Genomic DNA, 24453 nt, shown 5'->3' on the forward strand with positions numbered 1-24453 from the left:
GCCTTTTTCATATTTACCATTCCGGACGCCAGTTAAATTAAGGTTCGCTGGGTTTCTTTTTGTAACTTAGTGTTGGCTATATGTAATAATTCGCGGCACATAAATATCAACAAGTAGCAGACCCTGTTACTTATACGTTTCCGGTGATGTAAAACTTCATGAGCAAAAGAGACTTAATTCCCCAAGCTAAACGCTGGGTGGTCAAAATAGGCAGCGCCTTGCTAACTAACGACGGTCGCGGCCTAGATGCTAAAGCGATTGCCGGCTGGGTAGAGCAAATGGCTAAGCTGCGCTTGCAGGGCATTGAGCTGGTGTTGGTGTCTTCCGGTGCGGTAGCGGCGGGTATGCGTCGTTTGGGTTGGGATTCCCGCCCAACTGAAATTCATCAGCTTCAGGCCGCAGCCGCAGTGGGTCAAATGAGTTTGATCCAAACTTACGAAGTTGAATTCCAGCGTTATGGTTTGCTCACTGCGCAAGTGTTGCTCGACCACGACGACCTTTCTTCTCGTCAACGTTATTTGAATGCTCGTTCAACATTGAAGGCATTGGTGGGCTTAAACGTTGTTCCTGTGATTAACGAAAACGATACGGTTGTAACCGATGAAATCCGTTTTGGCGATAACGATACGCTTGGCGCGTTGGTGGCGAACTTAATCGAGGCAGATTTGCTGGTCATTCTGACCGATCAAAAAGGTATGTATGACAGTGACCCGCGTTCAAATCCAGACGCAAAATTGCTGAGTGAAATTGCTGCGGACGATACTCGACTTGAGCAAATGGCTGGCGGTACAGGTGGTGCTTTAGGGCGCGGTGGAATGATCACGAAAGTTCGCGCTGCGCGTGTAGCGGCACGTTCGGGTGCAGATACCGTGATTGTTGGTGGCCGTATTGAAGATGCGTTATTGAGAATTGCTGCCGGCGATAACATAGGAACCTTTTTGTGGGCAGATCAGCAACCGCAAGCAGCGCGTAAACGTTGGCTCTCCGGTCAATTACAAACGCGCGGTACTTTAGTGTTAGACGATGGTGCTGTTAAAGTTGTGCGTGAGTTAGGTAAAAGTTTATTGCCCGTTGGTGTAAAAGAGGTGCGCGGAGATTTTACTCGCGGTGACATGGTCGTCTGCGCAGATTCCGAAGGGCGTGAAATTGCACGAGGTTTAGTAAATTACCATGCCGATGAGGCGCGAAAAATTATCGGTAAACCCAGCAGTCAGATTGTGAGCATTCTCGGGTACCAGGATGATAATGAACTAATACACCGTGATAATTTGGTGTTGAGTTAACGAAGTTCGAAAATCCACCTGAAGGTGGATTTTTTTTGTCAAAAAAAATTTAAAAATAATAAAATCTGTCCCTCATGGGAAAGGAGCTGTCTTTGAAAATTGATCTGAAATGGATTGTGCTTATAGTAATATTTTTTGGTGGGCTATTGTATTTACAGGGCTTTGCTGGGGCAAAATGGCGTGAAAATCAAGGGCCAGATGTTTTGGCAAAAGATCAGCAGGGTAATCTTTACGTAAACATAAAATCTGTTATTTTTCGTTATGATGCGAAAGGAAAGTATATAGATCAGCGTGATTTAAAATCTATAGGCATAGATACTTTTACTGGCGGCATTAGCTTTTTCCCCAACGGCGATTTACTGATGGTGCCTAAAAGCTATTCCCCGAATTTATTGGAAAGCTTAGCGGTTAAGTATCGTATTACAAAGCAGCTACCATCATTTTTAACTTCTGCGTCTGGAAGGCTGTCTCGCTGCAAATGGCAAAGCTTCAGTTGTGAACCGTTGTTGCATTTTTCCGAAAATTTCTCGCGCGCACTATGGACAGATATTGATAACAACGAAAATATATTTTTGGCTAATACATCCCAACATAAGATCTTTTGGTTAGATGGCGCTGGCAATGTACTAGATACATTGGAAGATTCGGAAGAAATACAGTTCCCTAATCAAGTAAAACGAAATGGTGATTTCCTGTGGTTAGCGAACTGTAATGATAATTCTCTAACAAAAATTCCTCTGCTTGATAAAAGATTTGATCGCAATTACCAACGTTTTCCTGCGCGTGCGACTGGGTTGCCCAAAGCAGATCGATGGCCAACGGGGGTTGCAGTCATGGAGCGCGATTATTTTGTGTTATCACAAGGAGATAATTTGCTCCATGGATCTATTTATCGCGCAAATGAGAAAGGTGAAATTCAAGACGTTTTTTTAAAGCAGAAAAATGATGACCCTATTGCAATAGCGGCTTTTAACGGCGAATTATTGGTTGCCGACTACAAGGGTTTGCACATTACCAGATACAGTAAATACGGGGCTAGGTTGGGGCTATTTACTTCGCCAGAGCTTGAGGCGGTTTTGAAAAAAGCAAAGGCTGATCAAATTGCTTACCGCAAACTTGAATTGCTATGCAAAACCTTGTTTTGGGTATTCTTGTTGGTTGGTTTTGGTGTCGCTTATCTACTTGAAAAACGCCATAAAGAAAAAAAGAGTTCTGTATATGACGCTGAGCTGACAGTTGTTAGCAACAATTACCCACCAGCAAATAATGATAAACGTATACAGTGGATTCAGTACAAATTTTTTCTGAGAAATTTTAATAAATGGGCTCTGTGGTTTTGGATTCCTTTAATCATATTGGTAATCCCTAACTTGTTATCTGCGGAAGAAGAAAGTGTTCTATACAGTTCATTTTTTCTGATGATTCATGGGTTAACATTGTTATCTCTCATAAAAGCCCACAAGTTAATGAACAAGCGGTTGGGTGCCTTGGTTCCTTGGGTATTGTTAAAGACTAATGACAAGGAAGTTGCCGTTGAGCGAGAAAATGAAATTCGTTGTTATAGTTTATTTGGAAGAACAGTTTTAATGGTTGGAAATCAAGATCTGCTGGTGAAGGCGGGAAAAAATAAAAAGCTATTTGATGGTGAGTTGGCTAATGATTATATAAATCGGCTGATCGGTTTGGCTCGCCCAATTTCATTTTCGGAGCGGTGGGCTTGGATATTTGAGCATAAATTCCACAACCTGATGTGGGAATTGCTACTAGTTGTTATTTATGTGGCTATTTTACTTGTAGCTAATTTTTCTTTAAAGCACTGAGGGTGTCAGATACGTCTTGGATGGGTTCTTGGATTAGGCAATGCCTTAAATATTTTTTGTTTGCGTGCTTATATACAAAAAAGGAGTAATCCCTTTTATTAGATTTAATCTCTCTTTTCTCTAGGTCCGTAGTATCACTTGACCATGCAGTTTTGTGTCGCATATTTCATTCACCTAACGAGAAGAGGTAAGGATTATGAAGATAAAGTTTATTTTAGGGTTGCTACTCAGCAGCTTTTTATTAGTGGCTTGTGGTGGTGACGGAAAAGATATTAATGTCACCGTGGCGCCTGAAACTGCAACTGTCAAAGCAGGCGCTTCTCAAACATTTGTCGCAACAGTTACCGGCACAAAGAAAACTGACGTGACTTGGAATGTTGAAGAATCAAATGGCGGTACTATTAGTACTGCTGGTGTTTACACTGCTCCCGCCACCGCTGGCACCTATCATGTTCGCGCAACAAGCGTGGATGACAAAAAGAAAAGTGCAACAGCCACCATTACCGTAACTCCCTTGGAGAACGCTATGGTTCGTGTCTTCCACGCATCGCCTGATGCACCCAAAGTGAATTTGTGGGTGAACGATTCTGTGGTGAAATCAAAGTTGGATTATCAGGAGAGCACAGGAAATTTAACTTTGCCTGAGGGAAGTTACAAAGTTGCTGTTGAAGGTATTATTCCCGGCGGTAACAAAGTCGTTATAGGCCCTGTTACTTTATCTCTCGCGGGTAAAACACATTACGATGTCATTGCCGTAAATTCAGTTAGCAAAATCGAACCATTGATTTTGGCCGATACGGGTAAGTTGAGTGATTCATCGAAAGTGCGTGTTCGTGTTGCACATCTCGCCGCTGCTGCGCCTGAGGTAAAAGTATTTGTCACTGCGCCTGATGCAGATTTGGCAAATTCAACGGCTCTGGGGAGTTTCGCTTTCAAAGGTAGCCTTGGGCCTGTTGAAGTTGCGGCGGGTACTTATCGCATTCGTGTAACGCTTGCTAATAATACGGTTGTGTTTGATTCTGGTTCGGTTAGTTTGGCAGCAGGCAAAGATCTATTGGTCGGTGCAATTCCCAATACGGGGAATGGTGCTTCACCTATTCGTCTTGCGGTGTTGGATGGCGATGCTACCGCGATTATTGCTGATAAATCCGTAGGCGCTAATTTGCGTGTGGTACATGATTCTGCAAACGCACCCGCGGTGGATGTGATCGTTAACAACGCTATGACAGCCGCCATTAGCAATTTGGCGTTCCCTGCTGCAACAGCCTATGTGAATCTTCCTGCGGCGACTTACAATTTCAAAGTAACGCCAACAGGAACCTTAACGCCTGCTGTTATTAATGCAGATGTTCCTCTTGCAAATGGTGCGGAATATACCTTGCTCGCTGTTGGAGCGCTCGCCAATATCGAACCGCTGTTGTTGACCGATAACAATCGTACAGTCGCTACCGAAGCAAAAGTGCGTTTGGTGCATGGCTCTACCTTGGCAGGAAATGTTGATATTTATGTGCTGCCTTCTGGCACCTCTACTGCAAACCAAACACCCGCATTCGCGAATGTTGCTTTCAAAGCGAACACAGGTTACGTATCGCTTGCTGCGGGTAAATATGACGTGATTATTACACCTACCGGTCAGCCTTCTGTTGCCGCTATTAAAGTAACTTTGGATTTAAAAGCAGGTATGGTTTATACGGCTGTTGCACGTGACGGTGTGAACTTAACAACACCGCTGAGTGTTATTGGGTTAGACGGTCTGGCAAATTAATAACAGATTTATCGAGCAATAAAAAACACCTCAATAATCTTGAGGTGTTTTTTTATGTGGAACTTTTGGGGATTCATTTTGTGTTGAAACAGCAAATTCCAGCGGCTTGATTTTGGTTCCTCTTTTATCGGCATGAATGCGCGTAAACTCCGCACCAAATAAAACTATAGATCCCGCATAAGATACCCACAGCATAATTAAAATGATTGTACCCGCAGCGCCGTACGCCGAAGCAGGATTGCTGCGACCAAAATAATATCCCAAACCAAATTTGGCGACGACGAACAGCAACGCAGTAACCAAAGCGCCAATCCATACGTCCCTCCAAGGTACTTTCGCATCCGGTAAAAATTTAAAGATGGCGGCAAATAAAAAAGTAATCACACTTAGAGATACACTCAAGTCCAGCACTCGGAAAAGAAAATTAAATGTATCTGAAAAATAAACTGACACCCAGTCGCTTAAAAATGATAGAAACGCAGATAAAACGAGAGACACCAGTAGTAAAAACCCCACCACAATAATGAGCCCAAACGAAAAGAGCCTATCCATGACCATTTTGTGAAACTTCCGTTTAGGCTGAGCTTCAACTTCCCAAATTAAATTGAGGGTTTGTTGTAGCTGATAGAAAACTCCTGTCGCACCAAAAATTAAAGTGGCAACTCCTATAAAAGACGCGATTCTCGAATCTTGATTAACGCTGGCGTTGGCGATAATTCCTTCAATATCCTTGGCAGTATTGCCACCAATAATTCCGCCAATTTCAGAACTGAGCCTACGCGTTAGAGCTTCTTCGCCATAAAAATAACCTGCAAGGTTGATGATGATGACCAATAAGCCAGGCAAGGAAAAAATAGTGTAATAAGCGATTACCGCCGTGTTACGAAAAGGATCTCGTTTCAACCACTGCACAAAGGTATCGCGAAAGATCAAGGCAAGTTCTTTTACATTGTTGAATGCGCGCATGAAAGTAACCGTCGAAGAATTGACCTCTTCACCTTAGCCACTACCGCAAAAGGTTTATGTGCGTTTGATAACCTTGTTTCAAATCCTCATATTGATCCAAAAAAAGCCAGATCCGTATAAGCTTTATGGTCTAAGCTCGTGTATGTCACATAAGGATGAAAAATAATGTCTGCCAAACACACTGAAAAGCTGCGTTTTAGTGATACTCCCAAGCGTGTACTTGTTACGGGCGGAACCGGCTTTGTCGGTAAGCTGTTGGTCAATGCATTGTTGGAGGATGGTCATCAGGTCACGCTATTAACTCGCAGTCCTGAGCAGGCGGGGCAGTTGTTTAAGGGGGGCGTAAATTGCGTTCAAGATATGCAAAACCTTCCATCGGATTACCCGATTGATGTGGTTATTAACCTGGCGGGTGCGCGCATTTTGGGATGGCGATGGACGCAAGTGCGACAAAAAGTATTACGCGATAGCCGCATAGGCTTGACCCAAAAGGTGGTGGATTGGATCGCGCGCGCTGAGCATAAGCCAGCCTTATTTTTATCGGCCTCCGCGATCGGTTACTACGGCATTCAAAAAATTGGTGACCAGACTGAATTAAATGAAGAGTCTCCCTCACAATCGATTTTTATGTCGAGCTTGTGCCGCGATTGGGAAGCGGCAGCGCGTTCTGCGAGTGAATATGGCGTGCAGGTTGCCACCATGCGTTTTGGATTGGTCTTAGGGCACGGAGGTGCGCTACCTATGATGCTATTACCCATCAAGCTGGGTATGGGCGGCGCGTTGGGGACTGGGAAGCAATGGATGTCGTGGATTCACATCGATGATTTACTGCGCGCAATAGCGCACATCTTGCAACTCGCTGAAAATCCAGCGGCACAACATTCGCTCAAGCCCTCCTACAACTTCACCGCTCCCGAAACTGTTTCGCAACTTGAGTTCAGCAAAGTTGCAGCGAAAGTCTTGCATCGCCCATGTTTTATTCCAACACCTGCGTGGCCCATGCGTTTGGCTATGGGCGAACAGGCAGATTTATTATTGGAAGGGCAGAGGGTTGTGCCTGCAAACTTATTGGCGAGTGGGTTTGAGTTTAAATATCCGCAGGTCGAATCAGCTTTATCCCAGTTATGTTCCTAGCCATGACAAATAATCAGTCTGGTTTACCTCCTCATGGAGTGGCCAAGGATCAAATTATTTTATTCGATGGTGTTTGCAAACTCTGCAATGGGTGGAGCCGTTTTATTATCCGCTGTGATACGCACAAAAAATTCAAGCTTTGCGCGGTACAGTCGGAAGAAGGTCAGGCGATTTTAAAATGGTTTGGCTATCCCACCGATTATTTTGAAACCATGCTATTGATTCAGGGGAATCGCGCGTTAGAGAAGTCAGATTCTTTTTTGGCGGTCGTAAGCCAATTACCATTTCCGTGGAAAATCTTAGTTGTGTTTAAAGTGTTCCCGCGAGCGTTTCGCGATTGGTTTTATGATCGCATTGCATTAAATCGTTACAGGATGTTTGGTAAGTACGAAATGTGTATTTTGGCTTCACCTGATCACGATGAGCGGTTTTTATAAAAAACCACCGCACCCGTTGAGGTTTCCGTTTGGAAGAAGGTGCAGTGGTAAAAAGGGAAAGGATATTGTGGGGATATCCTTTGTAGCCGCCGTGGTGTTAGCGGCTGGATGTGACCGAGTGTGGAGCTCGGTGGTAACTGCGAAACTGCTGAAAAACTCCTCGTATCCTTACCCGAATTATCCAATCGTCCTTAAGATTTAGCAGCAACGCTAGCGTTCAGGGTTACAGGCTTTTCGTAAGTAAAAGGCTGTAGTAATTCATCGGGTTTGCCTTTGCAGGCTTTAGCCAAGAGTTCGCGGCGCTGGGCCAGCAACAAGCCAATGGCTTCACTGTGCTGTTCGTCAATACCGGGAATATTTTCTTCAATGAGCTGAGTGATGTTGGCGGCAAGTTCTAAATACTTATCGTGTTCTTCTGCTAGTTTTCTGTCTTCAAACATGCTGCCATCCCGATCACAGAGCCATACGGCGACTACTGACATAAACCTTACCTCGTGGTTATACTGTTTTTATATACAGTATTGGCTGGCGGTGAATTTGTCAACGTCTATTTGTCGCGGCGTCCTACAGTCTTTAACAAATTCGAGCAAATCTCGCCTATTTTCGAAAGTCTTGGGTTTTTATACTGATTTCACTTTCCCAAGAATGCTTGGGTCAGGCTACCGCCATAGCGGTAGATTTATCAGTGTTTACAGGATCTACACCATGAGCAAACAGACCATGAGTCAAAAGATGTTTTTAAAACCCCTCGGATTGGCTATGTGCTTTGCCCTCGGCGCTCAAGATGCCGCAGCCGCAAATACAGGGAGTTTTTATATCGGAGCCGATGTGGGTTCTACCCAAGTCACCGGTGATACCTCCACTGGCAAAGATTCAGTTTTTGTAGCGGGGCAGAAATTCAAAGATTCTGACACTAGCTATGGATTGCATGCAGGCTTTCAGTTCACGGATTGGTTTGCGGCAGAGTTGGGTTACACCGATTTCGGTAGTACCAGCAAGCGCTTTAAAATTCGCCCTGACATTATGTTTATTGCTGCTCCGAACGATACGCAGGTTTTGGATGCAAAAGGTGTTTCGCTCTCAGGTGTATTCAGTTACTCCTTGAGTCAGAGTTTTTCTTTCTTGGGTGTCGTGGGCGTTACATCCATCAATTACGACAGCACCTGGAAGGGCGGATTTTCGCCAATGAAGGGCAGCTTGCGCGAGCATCACAGCTTTACCGAACAAGGATTACTACTTGGCGTTGGTGGCCGTTACGCGCTTACAGATTCGGTCGCATTGCACGTTGATCTTCGCCGCAATGATGTAGGTGACTTTGCGTTGGATGCTGCCAGTGTCGGGCTCGAGTACAACTTCTAATAGAAAATATTAGCAAACAGGGAGGTTTTGCTTTATGGCTATATCTTCCCCTTCATACCGTGGATAATGCGCGCTCTTTGATAGCCAACTTGTTAAGGATTTCGTGTGTCTGACGCCGCGCCCAAACGTAACATGCTGCGCTCCAGTTTAATTACTGGCTCTATGACGATGATGTCGCGCGTAACCGGATTGGCGCGCGACCAGCTGCAAGCCTACTATCTGGGCGCCGGTGCAGACGCCGACGCGTTCAATGCCGCATTCCGCATCCCTAATTTTTTCCGCCGTTTGTTCTCAGAAGGTGCTTTCTCGCAGGCGTTTATCCCTGTGCTCTCGGAGTATCGCGCTAAAGGTTCGCAAGAAGTACTCAAGAACTTGATCGACCGTGTAGCGGGTTGTCTAGGGTCTGTATTAATTCTGGTGACAGTACTGGGCGTGGTTGGCGCACCCGTGTTGGGGGCAGTTTTTGCCTCGGGCTTTATGGATGAACCGGCCAAGTTCGAAAAATACACCTCGCTGATCCGCATTATGTTCCCCTATTTGATGCTGATTTCCCTTAGCGGATTTATGGGGGCCATTCTTAATAGTTACGATCGTTTCGCCATCTCAGCCTTTACGCCGGTGTTACTCAACATAGTGTCGATTTTTGCGATGCTCGTGGTTGCCCCCTTGATGGGCTCAGTGGTCTTCGCGCTCGCGTGGAGCGTGTTGCTGGCGGGTGTCTTGTCGATTGCTTTCCAGGCGCCTCATTTGAAGCGCCTTAACATGCTGCCGTCCCCCAAAATGGATTGGAAAGATCCGGGAGTGAAGCGCATTTTGACGCTTATGGCGCCGGCGATTTTTGGCGTGTCCATTGCGCAGATAAATACCTTGTTCGACTCCATTGCAGCATCATGGCTGCCCGAGGGAAGTATTACCTGGCTCTATTATTCGGATCGTTTGGTAGAGCTGCCCTTGGGTATTTTTGCGGTGGCGATCAGCACGGTGATCATGCCCAACCTGTCGCGCTTGCACGCGACTGAATCTTCTGAGGATTTCAGCAAAACACTTGATTGGGCCGTTAGGTTCATTTTGCTCATCGCCTTGCCCGCCACGCTCGCGCTGGTCATTCTCGCCAAGCCGGTCATTTTTACCTTGTTCCAACACGGTAAATTTAACCCACAGGACGCGCTTATGTCGTCTTACAGCTTGCAGACCTACGCCCTGGGGTTGTTGGCTTTCATGCTGATTAAAGTCTTGGCACCGGGGTATTTTGCGCGGCAAGACATCAAAACCCCCGTGCGCATCGGCATGATCGCTATAGGTGTGGGCATTGCGCTCAAAGTCTTGATCGTCGCTCCGCTCAATATCTACTGGCAGATTGGTCATGTCGGTCTTGCACTTTCCACGGCCTTGGCTGCTTACGTTAACGTGAGCTTGCTTTACCGCGGCCTGCGCAAACGTGAAGTTTATCGTCCGGCAGCCGATTGGAAGAAAACCTGGCTGCGCTACGGTTTGGCGAATGCGCTTATGGTGGCGGTTTTAGTCGTCGGTACCCACTATCTCAACGGCTGGGCAGCCTGGAGCATTTTGGAGCGTATCGTCTACTTGGCCGTTTTGTGTGTTGGCGGCGGGTTGGTTTACCTGCTTGGGCTGGGTTTGGCTGGTTTTCGTCCTAAAGATTTTCGCGCCCCGCATTAACAGCAGGGCGCGCTGCTCCTGTATACTTCTCGCCCTTTGACGAGCGCGCACTGAAAGTCGCTCGATGGACAGCAACCAGATTCAGGTATCGGCAACCCGTGCAGATAGCGCAACGAGAATTTATCCGCGGCTTACACAATCTTCGCCCCGAGCACAAAGGCTGTGTGGCAACGATTGGTTCCTTTGATGGTGTTCACCTTGGCCACCAAGCGATTTTGCGTCAGCTTAAAGACGTTGCCCGCGCTCAAGGCCTACCTGCAGTTGCAATTGTATTTGAGCCGCAGCCCACCGAGTTTTTTCAAGGCGATAAAGCGCCCGCGCGCCTAATGCGCATGCGCGAAAAACTCGAAGCTTTATGGGCGGCCGGCATTGATAAAGTCTTGTGCCTCAACTTCAATCAGTCGCTACGTAGCCTATCGGCAGAACAGTTTATCGAACGCGTTTTGGTGCAGGGCTTGGCGATCAAGCATCTGGTCGTTGGCGATGATTTTCGCTTTGGTTGTGATCGCAAAGGCGATTTCCATTTACTCCAAACCAAAGGTAAAGAATTTGGTTTTGAGGTAAGCGATACCCATACATTGGAAATGGATGGCAGCCGCATCAGTAGCACGCGCATTCGCCACTTGTTGGAAGCCGGAAATTTTACAGAAGCTGAAAAGCTACTGGGTAAACCCTACGGTGTTTATGGGCGCGTGGTTTACGGCAAGCAACTTGGTCGCCAATTGGGCGTTCCCACCGCCAACGTTGAGCTGCGCCGTTACCGTTCGCCATTGCACGGAGTCTTTGCGGTAACTGCGGTATTTACTGATGGCAGCCAGGTTCATGGTGTTGCCAATATTGGTGTTCGCCCAACAGTAAACGGTTTGAAAAAGCCGTTGTTGGAAGTCCATTTGTTTAATTTCGCGCGCGACATTTATGGCCAGGTGATCGACGTTGTGTTTCATCACAAACTGCGCGACGAGAAAAAATTTGCCTCTTTGGATGAATTAAAAGCACAACTGCAAACAGATATTAGCCAAGCTAAAGCTTTTTTTAATATCTAACCCGCCTAAACTTTTCCAGCGTAAAAGGTGTGTTATGGGGCGCATTTGGGAGCAGGTCAGTTCAACCATAGTGGCTGAATTCTCAGATTTAAATGATGTGACTGAGCTTACGCGGGTGAGTGTGCGTTTGCTTATCGCCGCCATCTTGGGTGGCATTTTAGGGTTTGAACGCGAACAGCGTGGAAAATCTGCGGGAATAAAAACCCACATGTTGGTGTGCATTGGCGCTGCTTTGTTTGTGTTAATTCCGCAGCAAGCAGGCTTGGTTTCACAAGCTGATTTGAGCCGCGTGATGCAAGGCATTATTTCAGGTATTGGCTTTCTCGGTGCGGGTGCCATCCTAAAAGGTAATGACGAAAAAGACCTCAAAGGTTTAACAACAGCCGCTGGAATTTGGTTAACAGCGGCGATTGGTGTGGCGGCAGGGTTGGGGCGCGAATCTTCAGCAATCCTATGCACGCTGCTCGCGCTTATGGTGTTATTGATTATCCCCAAGCTAGCGAGTTTGGTTAGCCACAAAGACAACAGTTAATTTTTTTTAAACACACATTGTGAATAAGTTGAACGTGATGACTGATTACAAAGCAACATTGAATTTACCGAACACCGATTTCGCCATGAAAGCGAACCTCGCCCAGCGCGAGCCGGAAATGCTGAAGCAATGGCAAGCGAATGATCTTTACCAAAAAATTCGCAGCGCACGTGCAGGTCGCGAGCAATTTATTTTGCACGATGGCCCACCTTATGCGAACGGTGATATTCATATTGGTCACGCGGTTAACAAAATTCTGAAAGACATTATCGTCAAAAGCAAAACGCTGAGCGGTTTTGACGCGCCCTATGTTCCCGGTTGGGACTGCCACGGCTTGCCGATCGAACACAATGTGGAGAAAAAAATCGGCAAAGCAGGCGACAAAGTCGATGTAAAAACCTTTCGCCAAAAATGCCGTGAGTACGCTGCCAAACAAGTGGACGGTCAGCGTGTAGATTTCGTGCGCATGGGCGTGCTGGGTGATTGGGAAAAACCCTATCTCACCATGGATTACAAATTTGAAGCTGACATTATCCGCGCCCTTGGCAAAATTGCAGAAAATGGCCATCTCCACAAAGGTTTTAAACCGGTTTATTGGAGTGTTGTTGGCGGTTCCGCACTCGCAGAAGCTGAAGTCGAATACCAAGACAAAACGTCTTTCTCTATCGACGTAAAATTCGCATTTGTTGATCAAGCGGGCGTAGCAGCAAAAATTGAAAGTGTAAGTGGCACCGGCGAAATCGCGTTGGTCATTTGGACAACGACTCCTTGGACCTTGCCTGCAAACCAAGCCGTTTCTGCGAACGCAGAAGTGGATTATGTGTTGGTGCAAGTTGGCGATACACGTCTGCTTGTTGCAGAGGCTTTGTTAACCAATGTGTTGGGTCGCGCGCAAACTACGGAACATCAAATCGTTGGTCGTGTGAAAGGTGCGGCGTTAGAAGGCTTGTTGTTGCAGCATCCTTTCTACAATCGCCAAGTTCCTATTTTATTGGGTGATCACGTTACGACGGATGCCGGTACCGGCTTTGTTCACACGGCTCCAGACCACGGTGCGGACGACTTTAATGTGGGCGTGACATACGGAATCGGCACGCTCAATTACATCGACGACAACGGCTACTACCGTTCAAACGTAGATATTTTTGCGGGCGACCACGTTTATAAAGTTGATGAAAAAGTTATCAATTTATTAATCGAAAAAAATGCGCTCTTGGCGCAAGGCAAAATTACACACAGCTTCCCACATTGCTGGCGAACAAAAACACCGTTGATTTTCCGTGCGACACCGCAATGGTTTGTGAGCATGAGTAAAAACAATTTGCGTGATCAAGTTGCAAAAGCGGTTGATGGCGTTAATTGGGTTCCTGATTGGGGCAAGGCTCGTATCGACGCCATGTTGGCTACGTCTCCTGATTGGTGTATCTCTCGCCAACGCACTTGGGGCGTTCCCATCGCATTGTTTGTGCATAAAGAAACGCAAGAATTGCATCCAAAAACAGCTGAGCTTATAGAAGCAGTTGCGCAAAAAGTTGAACAAAGCGGAATGGATGCTTGGTTCGATTTGGATGCAGCAGAATTGTTGGGTGCGGAAGCCGACACTTATCAAAAAGTTACCGATACACTCGACGTGTGGTTTGATTCCGGCGTCACTCATTATGCGGTATTGGAAAAACGCGCAGGTTTGCGTTTCCCTGCGGATTTATATTTGGAAGGTTCTGACCAACATCGCGGTTGGTTTCAATCATCGCTCAAAACTTCTATGGCGATGAATGGCGTTCCACCTTACAAAACTGTGTTAACTCACGGCTTCGTGGTGGATGCGCAGGGCCGTAAGATGTCGAAATCCATTGGCAATGTCATGTCACCGCAAAAGGTGATGAACGACTTGGGCGCGGATGTTTTGCGTCTGTGGGTTGCGGCTACTGATTTCAGTACTGAAATGAGTGTGTCGGATGAAATTCTAAAACGCACAGCGGATTCTTATCGTCGTATTCGCAATACTGCGCGCTTCATCTTGTCCAATTTAACGGGCTTTAATCCTTCCACTGATGCCGTTCCTATGGAAAACATGTTGCAGCTCGATCGCTGGATTGTTGAGCGTACTGCTGCTCTTCAGAAAGAAATTATCGATGCTTACGATGGCTATCATTTGCATTTGATTTATCAAAAACTCCACAATTTCTGTGTTGTGGAGTTAGGTGGTTTCTACCTCGATATTATTAAAGATCGCCAATACACCACCAAAGGTGATTCGCTTGCACGTCGTTCCGCACAAACTGCATTGCAGCATGTAATTGAAGCTATGGTGCGCTGGATTGCACCAATCCTGAGTTTTACTGCCGACGAAATTTGGAAAGAAATTGCCGGTGAACGCGACTCAACGGTGTTTACTGCGGAATGGTATACCTTGCCTGCAGTTCCAGCTGATTCGTTTAGCAACGACTATTGGAGTCTAGTAGCCGATGTTAAAACAGCGGTGAACAAGGTACTGGAAGCTAAACGTGCATCAGGCGAAGTAGGCGGCTCATTAGGTGCAGAAGTCACGCTTTACTGCGAAGACAGTTTGGCCGTGGAATTGCGTAAGCTCGAGAACGAATTGCGCTTTGTGTTGATTACATCAACCGCAGAAATTCGTTCGCTCGCTGAAAAAGAAAACGCCGAACAAACCGAAGTTTCTGGATTGTATGTTGCTGTTAAAAAATCCGAGCACGCGAAATGCGAACGTTGCTGGCACCATCGTGCGGACGTAGGTGCTAACGCAGCTCATCCGGGCATTTGCCTGCGTTGCGTTGAAAACGTTGATGGCAAAGGTGAGGCGAGAAGTTTTGCCTAAATATTTCTGCAGTTCAATTAAGTAATGTTCTGTTAGATAAAGAAAGAGATATGTAGTCATGCGTAATTTAGCATTAGGCCCTGGTACTAAAGTCACTCTACATTTCGCGCTGCGCTTGCCAGATGGCGAATTGATTGATTCTAACTTTGAGCGTGATCCCGCCACATTTACCGTGGGCGATGGCAACTTATTGCAAGGTTTCGAAAAAGCTATTTTTGGTTTGCAAGAAGGCGATCGTAAAACGGTGGTGATTAAACCCGAGAATGGTTTTGGTCAGCGCAACCCAAATAACATCCAGGAGATTCCACGCAGTCAATTTGATGCGGAACTGGAATTGGAGGAAGGTTTGGTGTTGTCGTTTGCCGACGCACAAAAAACTGAATTGCCGGGTGTGGTAAAACGTTTTAACGATGACGTTGTGACCGTGGATTTTAACCATCCACTCGCTGGTCGTGATATTGTCTTTGAAGTTGCTATTCTAAAAATCGAGCCTGCTCAGGTTCATTAATTGTTGCAGTAAATAGGTAAAAGCATGACAGAAATTAAACTTGCCAATCCCCGTGGATTTTGTGCAGGCGTTGATCGCGCGATTGATATTGTAAACCGCGCGCTTGATGTTTTTGGTGCGCCTATTTATGTGCGTCACGAAGTCGTTCACAATAAATTTGTAGTGGATTCCCTGCGTGACCGCGGAGCTGTATTTGTTGAAGAAGTGGATCAGGTTCCTGATAACGTTATTTTAATTTTCAGTGCGCACGGTGTGTCGCAAGCAGTTCGAAAAGAAGCTGAAAGTCGCGGTCTGCAGATTTTTGATGCGACTTGCCCGCTAGTGACCAAAGTGCATATCGAAGTGACGCGTTACAGTCGTCAAGGGCGTGAATGTATTTTAATTGGCCACGAAGGCCATCCCGAAGTTGAAGGGACCATGGGGCAATACAATAACGCAAACGGCGGTGAAATTTATTTGGTGGAAGACGAGGCGGATGTTGAGGCATTGGTTGTAAAAAATCCGGATGCTCTCGCTTACGTCACTCAAACAACACTGTCTATGGATGACACTGCTAAAGTAATTGATGCCCTACGCAAAAAATTTCCCAACATCCAAGGACCACGCAAAGACGATATTTGTTACGCAACAACGAATCGTCAAGATGCGGTACGTCAACTTGCTCTCGAATGTGATTTGGTTCTTGTTGTAGGTTCACCTAACTCATCCAACTCGAATCGGTTGCGCGAACTTGCTGAACGTTGCGGCACAGAGGCTTACTTAATTGACGGCCCGGATGACATCAACCCAGATTGGATTAAGGCAAAAAACTCAATAGGCATTACCGCTGGTGCTTCAGCCCCTGAGGTCCTGGTAAAACAAGTGATCGAAAAACTCCAAACCTGCGGCGCAACAGCGCCACAGGAAATGGAAGGAACTCCTGAAACTATTAGTTTTTCCTTACCGAAAGCTTTGCGTTTGTAATCCAGATAATGTGTTCAAATGGTGGCACATTCCGCTGAGCTTAGTTCTGTCATTCGCAAACGGCCACCCCTCGCCAGTATGAGTTTGTAACCCTTACCGGGGGAAATTGCGCAGATACTAATACTGCCGGCCAAGAATGCACCTCCCGGATGGCTGTCTGCCTTACGGCTTTCTCCTGTGCCTATGAAGGATATGTACTCATCCACAGGGTTATTCGTTTTTATCTTTATCCCATCTGAGGCGGGTTGAACCACCAAAGCTTCTTCTGTTGAATCCTTAATGCCGTTTTCATTGGTATCAAAAAAAATTTCCCAGCCATCCTCCCAACGGATTTGCCGGCGCAGCGTAGTGCGTTTGTTCGCACTTACCGCTCTTTCGCGGGTAAATTCGATTGCTCCCATTAGGCTTTGGCTGAAAGTTTTAGTCTTATTATTTTGTACTTGATGAAATAGGCCTGGCAGTCCTGCAAAAAAGAGGATGCTTATAATACAAGTGCTGGTGATTAGATCTAAAAGGGAAAAGCCTTGCTGATGCATGTGTGTCTCTCCTTAGACAATTTAGTGGGGGAAGGCCGCAGGCTTATATGCCATATATAGCCACTCGTTCATCCTTGTTGACCGTACATCTTGACTGTCAGTCAAATGCTAACTGAATGTGATACTTTTGATCAATAGTATTGCTGTAAATGCGTCTTTGGTTAATGCAGCAAGTCAGAGAGAAAATTATGCAGCTTATAAATCGTCAAAACGCGTTTACTCTTGTTGAGTTACTGGTAGTGCTTATCGTTATGGGTGTGGTACTCCAATTGGCTTTACCCAATTTTAGAACGGCGATGTCTAACAACCGCAGTGCTGGGGTGGGCGGTGAGTTAATTGCGGCCTTAACTCTGGCGCGGACGGAGGCCATAAAACGTGCTAAATGGGTGAGCATCTGTCCGACGGCTAACGGGAGCAGTTGCGGTTCGGCTACGGACTGGGCGAAGGGCTGGATAGTGTATGTAGATGCAGCGACTTCGGATACGGATACAACGGCAACCGTCTTAACAAGTACGAATATAATTCGGGTTTGGAATGACCTGCCTCGCGGATCCGTAATCACTGCAAAAAAGTCCGCAACAAACTTGTCTTATATACGTTTTAATCCCTCCGGACTGCTCGCGCGCGTTGGCAATGATACGACACCGCGTATATTGAACGCGTACATCTCGAATTGTAAGGGCAACCAGCAGTATCAAATAAGCTTGGGCATAGCCGGTATGGTAACCAATACACTTATTGCTTGTCCTTAAGGTCGAGGAGAAAAAATGAAAAATATTCGTTGTCAGCAGGGCGCGACATTAATAGAAATCGCTATTACTGTTTTGATTCTCTCCACATCGCTGTTAGCGATGGCCACTTTGCAGGCACGCTCTTTACAATTTAATAAAAGTGCAGTGTTACGTTCACAAGCAAATATTTTTGCTTATGACATCATCGATCGCATTCGAATTAATCGCGGTGATGCCAGTGCCAATATTTCTGCTTATACAGCGGATTACGCAGTTACGCCGTCCGGCAATAGTGTTGCAACCTCCGATGTGAGTGAATGGCGCGCTAACTTGACCAACGCGTTACCTAACGGCAAGGGAAAAATCAGATGTGAGCTGTCGACTCGTGTTTGCTCAGTAACGATTCAGTGGTCAGAAGAGCAAATATTTGGCAGCTCGTCAGCGGACGCAACCTCCGAGCTTGTTTATTCAAGTTCAATTTAAGGTAAGTGAAAATGATGAATAACCAAAAAGGTTTGTCCCTTGTTGAACTAATGATATCAATTGTTATTGGCTTGATTTTGCTCACTGGTGTTACCCGGGTTTTCTTGAATAGCAAGGCGACTTATTCAACTCAACAGGCCTTGTCACGTGTCCAGGAAACAGGTCGGTTGGCTATTGAATTTCTATCGCATGATATCCGCATGGCAGGTTATACGGGCTGTGGTAGCCGCGCGAGCATCCCGATAACAAATACTTTAAATAGCCCAACGGCATTTAGTTATGATTACGGCAACGGAATTATTGGTTATACCGCAGCTTCCGTCCCCTCCGGATTATCTCCCACTCCGATAACCAGCCCTTCAACAGATGTTATTTCCATCAGGGGAGCTTCGGGCTCAGGAATAAAAGTCATTCAAAATAATAATGGCGCGCAACTGTTTGCTAGTGTTGACTCGGTAGAAACGAATGGGTGTGGTACAACAGATCGTATTAGCGGGTTATGCGAGAACGATATTGTTATGGTGACTGATTGCACTAAGGCAACAGTTTTCCAAATCTCTAACCTTACAACCACAGGGAGTGGAGCAGGGGCTCAGCTAAACGTTGTTCATTCCGGTTCTGGTACTCCAACGCCGGGAAACGCGGTTACCAGCTGGGGAGGGAGTAGCGTGAGCGATACCTTTGGTCCTGGTGCAGAAATAATGATGGCAACTAACACTACCTATTTTATTGCAACAGGAACCTCGGGGCGTCCCAGTCTTTACCAGCGAGTGAATGGAGGGACTTCCACCGAGTTACTAGAGGGCGTAGAAAACCTTAGCGTTACCTACGGTGTAGATTTGCTTCCCGCTGGAGTACCTGATTTTGTACCCGAGAGTTACGAAACCGCTACGACCATCAACTCAACTCCCGCGAATTGGGCAAATGTTCGTTCCGTTAGAATTGAAGTTCTGGTGGCCAGCATAGAAGACAATGTGCTTCCCGAAAAACAAAAATATAAATTTCCACTAAGTGCGGCAACCCTGACGACCCCAAGTGATAGGCGCCTACGTCAGGTGTTCACAACTACCATTGGAATTAGAAGTCGCTTGCACTAAAAATGCTTGCGCAACATTTAATGTGTTGAGGTCATCATGAAGAAAAAATTGGACATATATCGGCATCAGAATGGCGCGGTATTGATCATTGGTTTGATTATGTTGTTGCTCCTGACAATTATAGGTCTTGCCTCAATTCGGGGGACAGATTTGCAGGAACGAATGACGGGAAACATGCGCGATCACAATTTAGCATTTCAGGCAGCAGAAGCTTCATTGCGAGCTGGTGAGGAAGTATTAAACGCTGGTGCCTTGCCAAACTTCAGTGGTGCAACCATTGGATATTATCCAGATTTGATGCAGCTCAGCTCCTCCAATCCCAAGCCATTATCTTGGTCGAGCGCTGACTGGACTCGCTTGCATAACCGTCCTGTAACCTGGTCATCGACCGATTGGGATAACTGGAGCATCAGCTTGCCTGCATCGACAATTTCTAATGTGGCGCGTCAACCGCAATTCATTGTTGAGCGCTTGGTTATTCCTGCGAAGACGGCTCTTCAAGGTGGAGGTAAAGATGTGGTTAGTTTGGACGCTAATCCACCAGGAATTTATTACCGAGTTACTAGTCGTGGGCTAGGTGGTACATCAGATTCCGAAGTTATTTTACAGTCAACTTTTGCTCGTTGAGTCTAATCATGGAGCTCATCATGAAGTCACTTCATTTTGTTAGTGTAAAAATTGCAAAACTGGCAGCACTATTTTCGTGCGGGCTATTTTTATTACTGACTCAAATTACATATGCTGCGATACCAGAGCAACGTCCGCTGTTTCTCATTCCATCAGTTCGCCCGATTGTTATGTTAAACATGCCTAAAGAGCAGCAACTGTTTTATAAGTTGTACACAGATTATTTTGATTTAACCAATGCCAGTGGCGGCGCTCCAGATACAGTTCTGGATGGCGCTGATTTGACGTACAACAATTCCTATAATTATTACGGTTATTTCGATAGTGATAAATGCTACACCTACTCTTCTACTAATTCCCGTTTTGAACCTAGCGCTTGGGCAACAAGTAGCGGAACTGAGCCAACATCTACTACCCCTTACGCAAAAAACTGTACTGCTACAAACGACTGGAGCGGCAATTTTTTAAATTGGGCCTCCATGACCCGTATGGATGCCATTCGTAAGATTTTGTATGGTGGTTACCGGTCGACAGATACAGCTAAGTCCGTCTCAGCGGATGGTGAAGTCGTTTTGGAGCGTGCGTTTTTGCCTAATGACGCGCATTCCTTTGCGAAATTTTATTTACCTTCTTCCAATGCTGTCACGGAGTTACAAAAAGTTGTACCTGATGAGCTATCAGATGCGTCTGGCCTGACTTTGTGTAACACCACCGACTCCGCTGATCGCAGCGCGCCAGGGTCTGCTGCGGCTTTATCATTGTCGCAAAACGTGACGAGTCCGCCGCTGATTAAAGCTGCCAAAGGAAACTATTCGCTGTGGGCTGCAAACGAACGGTGGCAGTGTCGTTATAGAGATGTTGGTTTTAATCCGACAAATGCAAATAACTCAGCTAACAGCGGTATATCTGCAAGTGCAAATAGTCCTCGTCCTGGAGGTTATGTAGATAATGCGAACCATGCCAATGATGTTCCGGCTGCCTACACTAATTATGTGGCTCGAGTACAGGTTTGTAAAAGCGGACTGATAGCGGCTCCAGCTTATGATAATGAAAAGTGTAAGGAGTATTCGACTGGTAATGTGCGCCCCGTGGGCCTCTTACAGAAGTATGGCGAAGCCGATTTGGTTCGGTTCGGATTGGTTACCGGCACCTACAGTTTAAATAAACAGGGCGGAGTCTTACGCAAAGCTGTGGGGACGTTTGCAAACGAAGTAGAAGCAGCAACTGGACGATTCCTCAACCCCACCTATAGCATTATCCGTACGTTAAATAGTCTTCGTATATACGGTTATAGGTATGACGACGGCACATATCATGGTGTCGCTTGGTCGGATAATTGTATCTGGAACATAAATGCCTTTAATAACATAAATGCCTTTAATGATGGCAAATGCACCAACTGGGGCAATCCGCAGGCTGAAATCTATTTGGAATCCTTGCGCTATCTGGCAGGTCTCGGTGCCCCTACGGCTGCTTATAACGGTGATGACTCTGGCTTATTGTCCGGCTTAACCAAAGTTCCAGATACAAACACAACCGCGGGCACCGATTGGGCTGACCCCATAGATTTTAGCGACTCCGGAAATTATTGTGCCCCCCTTAACGTGCTTCAATTTAATGCTTCGATCACGTCTTTCGATGACGATGGGATCAATCTCACTCCATCTCCATTTTCAGCTGCCGCTACTGGAACCTTGGATAGCTACACCAATACGGTTGGCATTGGGGAGGCTCTTGCTGGGGACTATTTTATGGGTTCGAACGGCACGGGTGCGTTGACAAACGGTTTTTGTACGGCCAAAACCATTGGAAATCTCTCAGATGTTTCAGGTGTGTGTCCGGAGGCCCCTCGTCTACAGGGAAGTTATAATCTTGCTGGTCTGGCCTATATGGCTCGTAAGTATGGGTTAAAGGAGCCATCCGCAAGCACGCGCACCCGTCAGAAAGTAATGACGTACGGTGTTGCTCTTGCCGCAGCCCAGCCTAAGGTAGATCTAGCTATTCCCGGAACCAATCCTACGAAATACGTAACCATTATTCCTGCTTGCCGTAACCAGAACAGTTCAAGCAACTGTGCGATTGTAGATTTCAAAGTGATCCCCGATACAGCCTTAACAACCTCTACCACAACGGTAGGAAAGTTGTATGTCAACTGGGAAGACTCGGAGCAGGGGGGTGACTTTGACCAAGATATGTGGGGGACATTGGAATATTCGGTAACGAATGCACAATTAACCATTACAAGTAATGTGTTTGCTCAATCTGCATCAGGCGTCAAAATGGGTTTCGGCTATGTTCTCGCCGGTACGGCTGATTCAGACGGCTTGCACATTGCAGCGGGCGCAAACGGCTTTGATGAGCGTTTGGAATGCCTAACCTTAGCTTTGAATTGTGATGTGAACCAGGCTCATACGGATACCTATGCATTAGGGGTTCCTGCGGCAGCGGTGGCAAAATCCTTACAATTGCCCCTGTATTACGCTGCAAAGTGGGGGGGCTGGGCTGACGTTAAGAATAGTTCTGGTGTGACGGCGCAACCTACAGATGCTCAAATTGCCGCTACTGATCCTCTGAATCATACCTCCGGCGGCACTTATTACTATGCAATAGATCCGAAGAGCCTCGAAAATGATATTAATAGGGCTGTTGAGCAAATGGCTAATATCGTTGGCTCTGCTTCCACTGTGGCTGCTAACTCAACAAACTTGCAGACTGATACGCAACTTTTTCAGGCTCGTTTTGATAGCACCAATTGGACTGGCCAAATGTTGGCTTACGGTTTAAATCGCGATGGCACTTTAGGAACAGTATTGTGGAACACGGATAATACTTTAACTAGGCCAACACCAGCGGTAAGTCAAAGTGGCGGCGTGCCTAGTGGGCGCAACGTATATACGTCGAATGGTACTTCAACTACTGCTATTGCTTTGACTGCGCCAACTGACGCAGCAGACCTGCGAGACGCATTGAAATTAAGTTCTGAAAGTACTTACACGAATGCTGATGCTCGTTTCTATTGGCTTTTGGGTTCGTCATTTAATGAAGGTGCGGGCGTAGGAAAAGGTTTAAGAGTCAGGACGAAGGTGATGGGGGATATAGTGAACTCAGACCCTGCTTACGCTGGTGCCGCTTCGCTACGCTTGGATAAATTGCCCACAGGTACAAGTAGCTACGGTGCGTCTTCTTATCTAGCTTATGTGGTCGCTAAAGCTAGCAGAACACCAGCTGTTTTTGTCGGCGCGAACGATGGCATGTTGCACGCGTTTAACGCGAGCACAAGTGGTTCAGATATGGGTAAGGAAATCTTCGCCTATATTCCACGTGGCGTCTATTCGAAACTGGCCAACCTATCTTCACCCGCTTACACACACAGCTACGCGGTAGATGGCCCGATATACGTAAACGATGTTTATATCAATGGAGCGTGGAGAACGCTTGTTTCGGGTACGTTGGGTGCTGGTGGTCGCGGGGCTTATTCTTTAGATGTGACAGATGTATTGGCAGGAACTTCAACAGCTCCTAAGGTTGTTTTCGACGTTAGTGCAGATGATTCTCTCACTCCAACCAGCCTGAAAAACGACTTAGGTTATTCATACAGTAAAGTTGTTATTGTTCCGACAGTAAATGGAAAATGGACAGCATTTTTTGGTAATGGTGTCGAGAGCAATAACGGATACGCGAAATTGATTGCGGTTGATATTAACTCTTCGGCTTCGAATACAAATCTGGCGGCGTCTGGTTCTTATGTGGCAATCGACACCAAGGCAAAAATGAGTAGTACGCAGAACGGACTTGCTGGAATGGCATTGCTACCTGATACGAATGGCATTATTACCTACGCATATGCTGGCGATATTATGGGGAATATGTGGAAGTTCGAGATGACCAACAACAATAGCAGTAAATGGAAGGTCGCTTATGGTAGAGGGTATTCACCGGACCCTTTAATAAGAGTAATAGATAAAAATGGTGCTGGTCAGCCCATAACGACAGCTCCCGTCTTAGGTAACAATGCAAAAAAATCAGCCACAGCAACAATGGTTTATTTCGGTACCGGTAAATATAACGAGGTAGCGGATGTCAGCGATACTCAAAGACAAAGTATTTACGGTATCGTTGATGAGGGTAACGCGATAACCTTAACTGTCGCAAACCGCACTACGACCTTGCATCAAAAATCTATAACCGCAGAAGCTAGTGGTGTAAGAACTATTAGTGGTGATACTAACACTGCAACTAGTACCGCCGTTGACTGGACCAATTCAGCTATTAAAGGGTGGTTCCTTGATTTGGTGAACCCAACTACCCCCTCGCTGAGAGGCGAACGCGTAATTGCCAAACCATTATTGATATACGATAGATTGATATCTTACACATTCATTCCTTCATCCAATCCATGCGCGTTTGGCGGTGAAGGTTGGATAATGGATTTAGGTGGTGTAGGCGACCTATATGGTGCTTACAAAATGTTGAACAGTCATAAGTTAGACTATCCTATTGTTAGTGAGCCGCTACCAATTGGTGCGGGCGAGTATACGTTAATTGCAGGTAGCCAACTCGGGGGTATCACGCATGATTCAACTATTACCACAGAGAAAGTGGCAAACCCAGCTGGTTCTAGTGGTCGCATGTCCTGGCGTCAGCTTAAATAAGAGA

20 protein-coding genes are annotated in these 24453 nt (G+C 46.2%); 17 read left to right on the top strand and 3 right to left on the bottom strand.

Going from position 1 to position 24453, the window contains the following annotated elements; genetic code table 11:
* The first annotated feature begins 158 nt into the window (after positions 1–158).
* The 3 genes from proB to U1F02_RS06085 all read left to right on the top strand — a co-directional run bounded on the left by proB (position 159) and on the right by U1F02_RS06085 (position 4868).
* On the top strand, positions 159–1283 hold the full coding sequence (proB, locus tag U1F02_RS06075; RefSeq protein WP_409989474.1) for a glutamate 5-kinase: 1125 nt from the start codon (positions 159–161) through the stop codon (positions 1281–1283).
* 92 nt (positions 1284–1375) lie between these two features.
* Positions 1376–3103 carry a hypothetical protein gene (locus U1F02_RS06080; RefSeq protein ID WP_409989475.1) on the top strand — a complete coding sequence of 576 codons (1728 nt, stop codon included), beginning with the start codon at positions 1376–1378 and terminating at the stop codon, positions 3101–3103.
* A gap of 196 nt (positions 3104–3299) precedes the next feature.
* Positions 3300–4868 carry a DUF4397 domain-containing protein gene (locus U1F02_RS06085; RefSeq protein ID WP_409989476.1) on the top strand — a complete coding sequence of 523 codons (1569 nt, stop codon included), beginning with the start codon at positions 3300–3302 and terminating at the stop codon, positions 4866–4868.
* A gap of 30 nt (positions 4869–4898) precedes the next feature.
* Here U1F02_RS06085 and U1F02_RS06090 read toward each other — a convergent pair whose 3' ends face one another.
* Positions 4899–5780 carry a YihY/virulence factor BrkB family protein gene (locus U1F02_RS06090; protein ID WP_409989477.1) on the bottom strand — a complete coding sequence of 294 codons (882 nt, stop codon included), beginning with the start codon at positions 5778–5780 and terminating at the stop codon, positions 4899–4901.
* Between the two features lie 219 nt (positions 5781–5999).
* Between U1F02_RS06090 and U1F02_RS06095 the strand changes: the two genes are divergently transcribed.
* On the top strand, positions 6000–6968 hold the full coding sequence (locus U1F02_RS06095; RefSeq protein ID WP_409989478.1) for a TIGR01777 family oxidoreductase: 969 nt from the start codon (positions 6000–6002) through the stop codon (positions 6966–6968).
* A 2-nt stretch (positions 6969–6970) separates the two neighbouring features.
* Positions 6971–7405: a thiol-disulfide oxidoreductase DCC family protein gene (locus tag U1F02_RS06100; protein ID WP_409989479.1), complete on the top strand. Its 435-nt coding sequence runs from the start codon at positions 6971–6973 to the stop codon at positions 7403–7405.
* Positions 7406–7596: 191 nt separating this feature from the next.
* On the opposite strand, the gene U1F02_RS06105 is transcribed toward U1F02_RS06100, so the two are convergent.
* A complete protein-coding gene (locus U1F02_RS06105) occupies positions 7597–7887 on the bottom strand; it encodes a YebG family protein (protein ID WP_409989480.1) in 291 nt (96 codons plus the stop codon).
* Positions 7888–8110: 223 nt separating this feature from the next.
* On the opposite strand from U1F02_RS06105, the gene U1F02_RS06110 reads away from it, so the two are divergent.
* The 7 genes from U1F02_RS06110 to ispH all read left to right on the top strand — a co-directional run bounded on the left by U1F02_RS06110 (position 8111) and on the right by ispH (position 16323).
* Positions 8111–8764 (top strand): outer membrane beta-barrel protein, encoded by a 654-nt coding sequence (locus tag U1F02_RS06110; RefSeq protein ID WP_409989481.1) that lies wholly within the window; start codon positions 8111–8113, stop codon positions 8762–8764.
* Positions 8765–8896: 132 nt separating this feature from the next.
* On the top strand, positions 8897–10441 hold the full coding sequence (gene murJ, locus U1F02_RS06115; RefSeq protein ID WP_409989557.1) for a murein biosynthesis integral membrane protein MurJ: 1545 nt from the start codon (positions 8897–8899) through the stop codon (positions 10439–10441).
* A gap of 104 nt (positions 10442–10545) precedes the next feature.
* Complete coding sequence (ribF, locus tag U1F02_RS06120) at positions 10546–11484, top strand: bifunctional riboflavin kinase/FAD synthetase (RefSeq protein WP_409989558.1); 939 nt, start codon at positions 10546–10548, stop codon at positions 11482–11484.
* 34 nt (positions 11485–11518) lie between these two features.
* Positions 11519–12016: an MgtC/SapB family protein gene (locus U1F02_RS06125; RefSeq protein WP_409989482.1), complete on the top strand. Its 498-nt coding sequence runs from the start codon at positions 11519–11521 to the stop codon at positions 12014–12016.
* Between the two features lie 37 nt (positions 12017–12053).
* Positions 12054–14852 (top strand): isoleucine--tRNA ligase, encoded by a 2799-nt coding sequence (gene ileS, locus U1F02_RS06130; protein ID WP_409989483.1) that lies wholly within the window; start codon positions 12054–12056, stop codon positions 14850–14852.
* 58 nt (positions 14853–14910) lie between these two features.
* On the top strand, positions 14911–15360 hold the full coding sequence (locus U1F02_RS06135; protein ID WP_409989484.1) for a peptidylprolyl isomerase: 450 nt from the start codon (positions 14911–14913) through the stop codon (positions 15358–15360).
* Between the two features lie 24 nt (positions 15361–15384).
* Entirely contained in the window at positions 15385–16323 is a 939-nt protein-coding gene (gene ispH / locus U1F02_RS06140) for a 4-hydroxy-3-methylbut-2-enyl diphosphate reductase (RefSeq protein ID WP_409989485.1), read from the top strand.
* Positions 16324–16337: 14 nt separating this feature from the next.
* Here the strand turns inward: ispH and U1F02_RS06145 are convergent, their stop codons facing one another.
* Positions 16338–16859 carry a GspH/FimT family pseudopilin gene (locus U1F02_RS06145; protein ID WP_409989486.1) on the bottom strand — a complete coding sequence of 174 codons (522 nt, stop codon included), beginning with the start codon at positions 16857–16859 and terminating at the stop codon, positions 16338–16340.
* 188 nt (positions 16860–17047) lie between these two features.
* Between U1F02_RS06145 and U1F02_RS06150 the strand changes: the two genes are divergently transcribed.
* The 5 genes from U1F02_RS06150 to U1F02_RS06170 all read left to right on the top strand — a co-directional run bounded on the left by U1F02_RS06150 (position 17048) and on the right by U1F02_RS06170 (position 24449).
* Positions 17048–17611, top strand: a complete 564-nt coding sequence (locus U1F02_RS06150; RefSeq protein ID WP_409989487.1) for a GspH/FimT family pseudopilin — start codon at positions 17048–17050, stop codon at positions 17609–17611.
* A 15-nt stretch (positions 17612–17626) separates the two neighbouring features.
* Positions 17627–18073 carry a type IV pilus modification protein PilV gene (gene pilV, locus U1F02_RS06155; protein ID WP_409989488.1) on the top strand — a complete coding sequence of 149 codons (447 nt, stop codon included), beginning with the start codon at positions 17627–17629 and terminating at the stop codon, positions 18071–18073.
* 11 nt (positions 18074–18084) lie between these two features.
* Positions 18085–19170, top strand: a complete 1086-nt coding sequence (locus U1F02_RS06160; RefSeq protein ID WP_409989489.1) for a PilW family protein — start codon at positions 18085–18087, stop codon at positions 19168–19170.
* 36 nt (positions 19171–19206) lie between these two features.
* A complete protein-coding gene (locus U1F02_RS06165; RefSeq protein ID WP_409989490.1) occupies positions 19207–19797 on the top strand; it encodes a PilX N-terminal domain-containing pilus assembly protein in 591 nt (196 codons plus the stop codon).
* Positions 19798–19976: 179 nt separating this feature from the next.
* Positions 19977–24449, top strand: a complete 4473-nt coding sequence (locus U1F02_RS06170) for a pilus assembly protein (protein ID WP_409989491.1) — start codon at positions 19977–19979, stop codon at positions 24447–24449.
* The last annotated feature ends 4 nt before the right edge of the window (positions 24450–24453 follow it).

Origin of the sequence: Cellvibrio sp., assembly GCF_046347455.1 — a bacterium.
In the GTDB taxonomy this organism is placed as follows: Bacteria; Pseudomonadota; Gammaproteobacteria; order Pseudomonadales; family Cellvibrionaceae; genus Cellvibrio.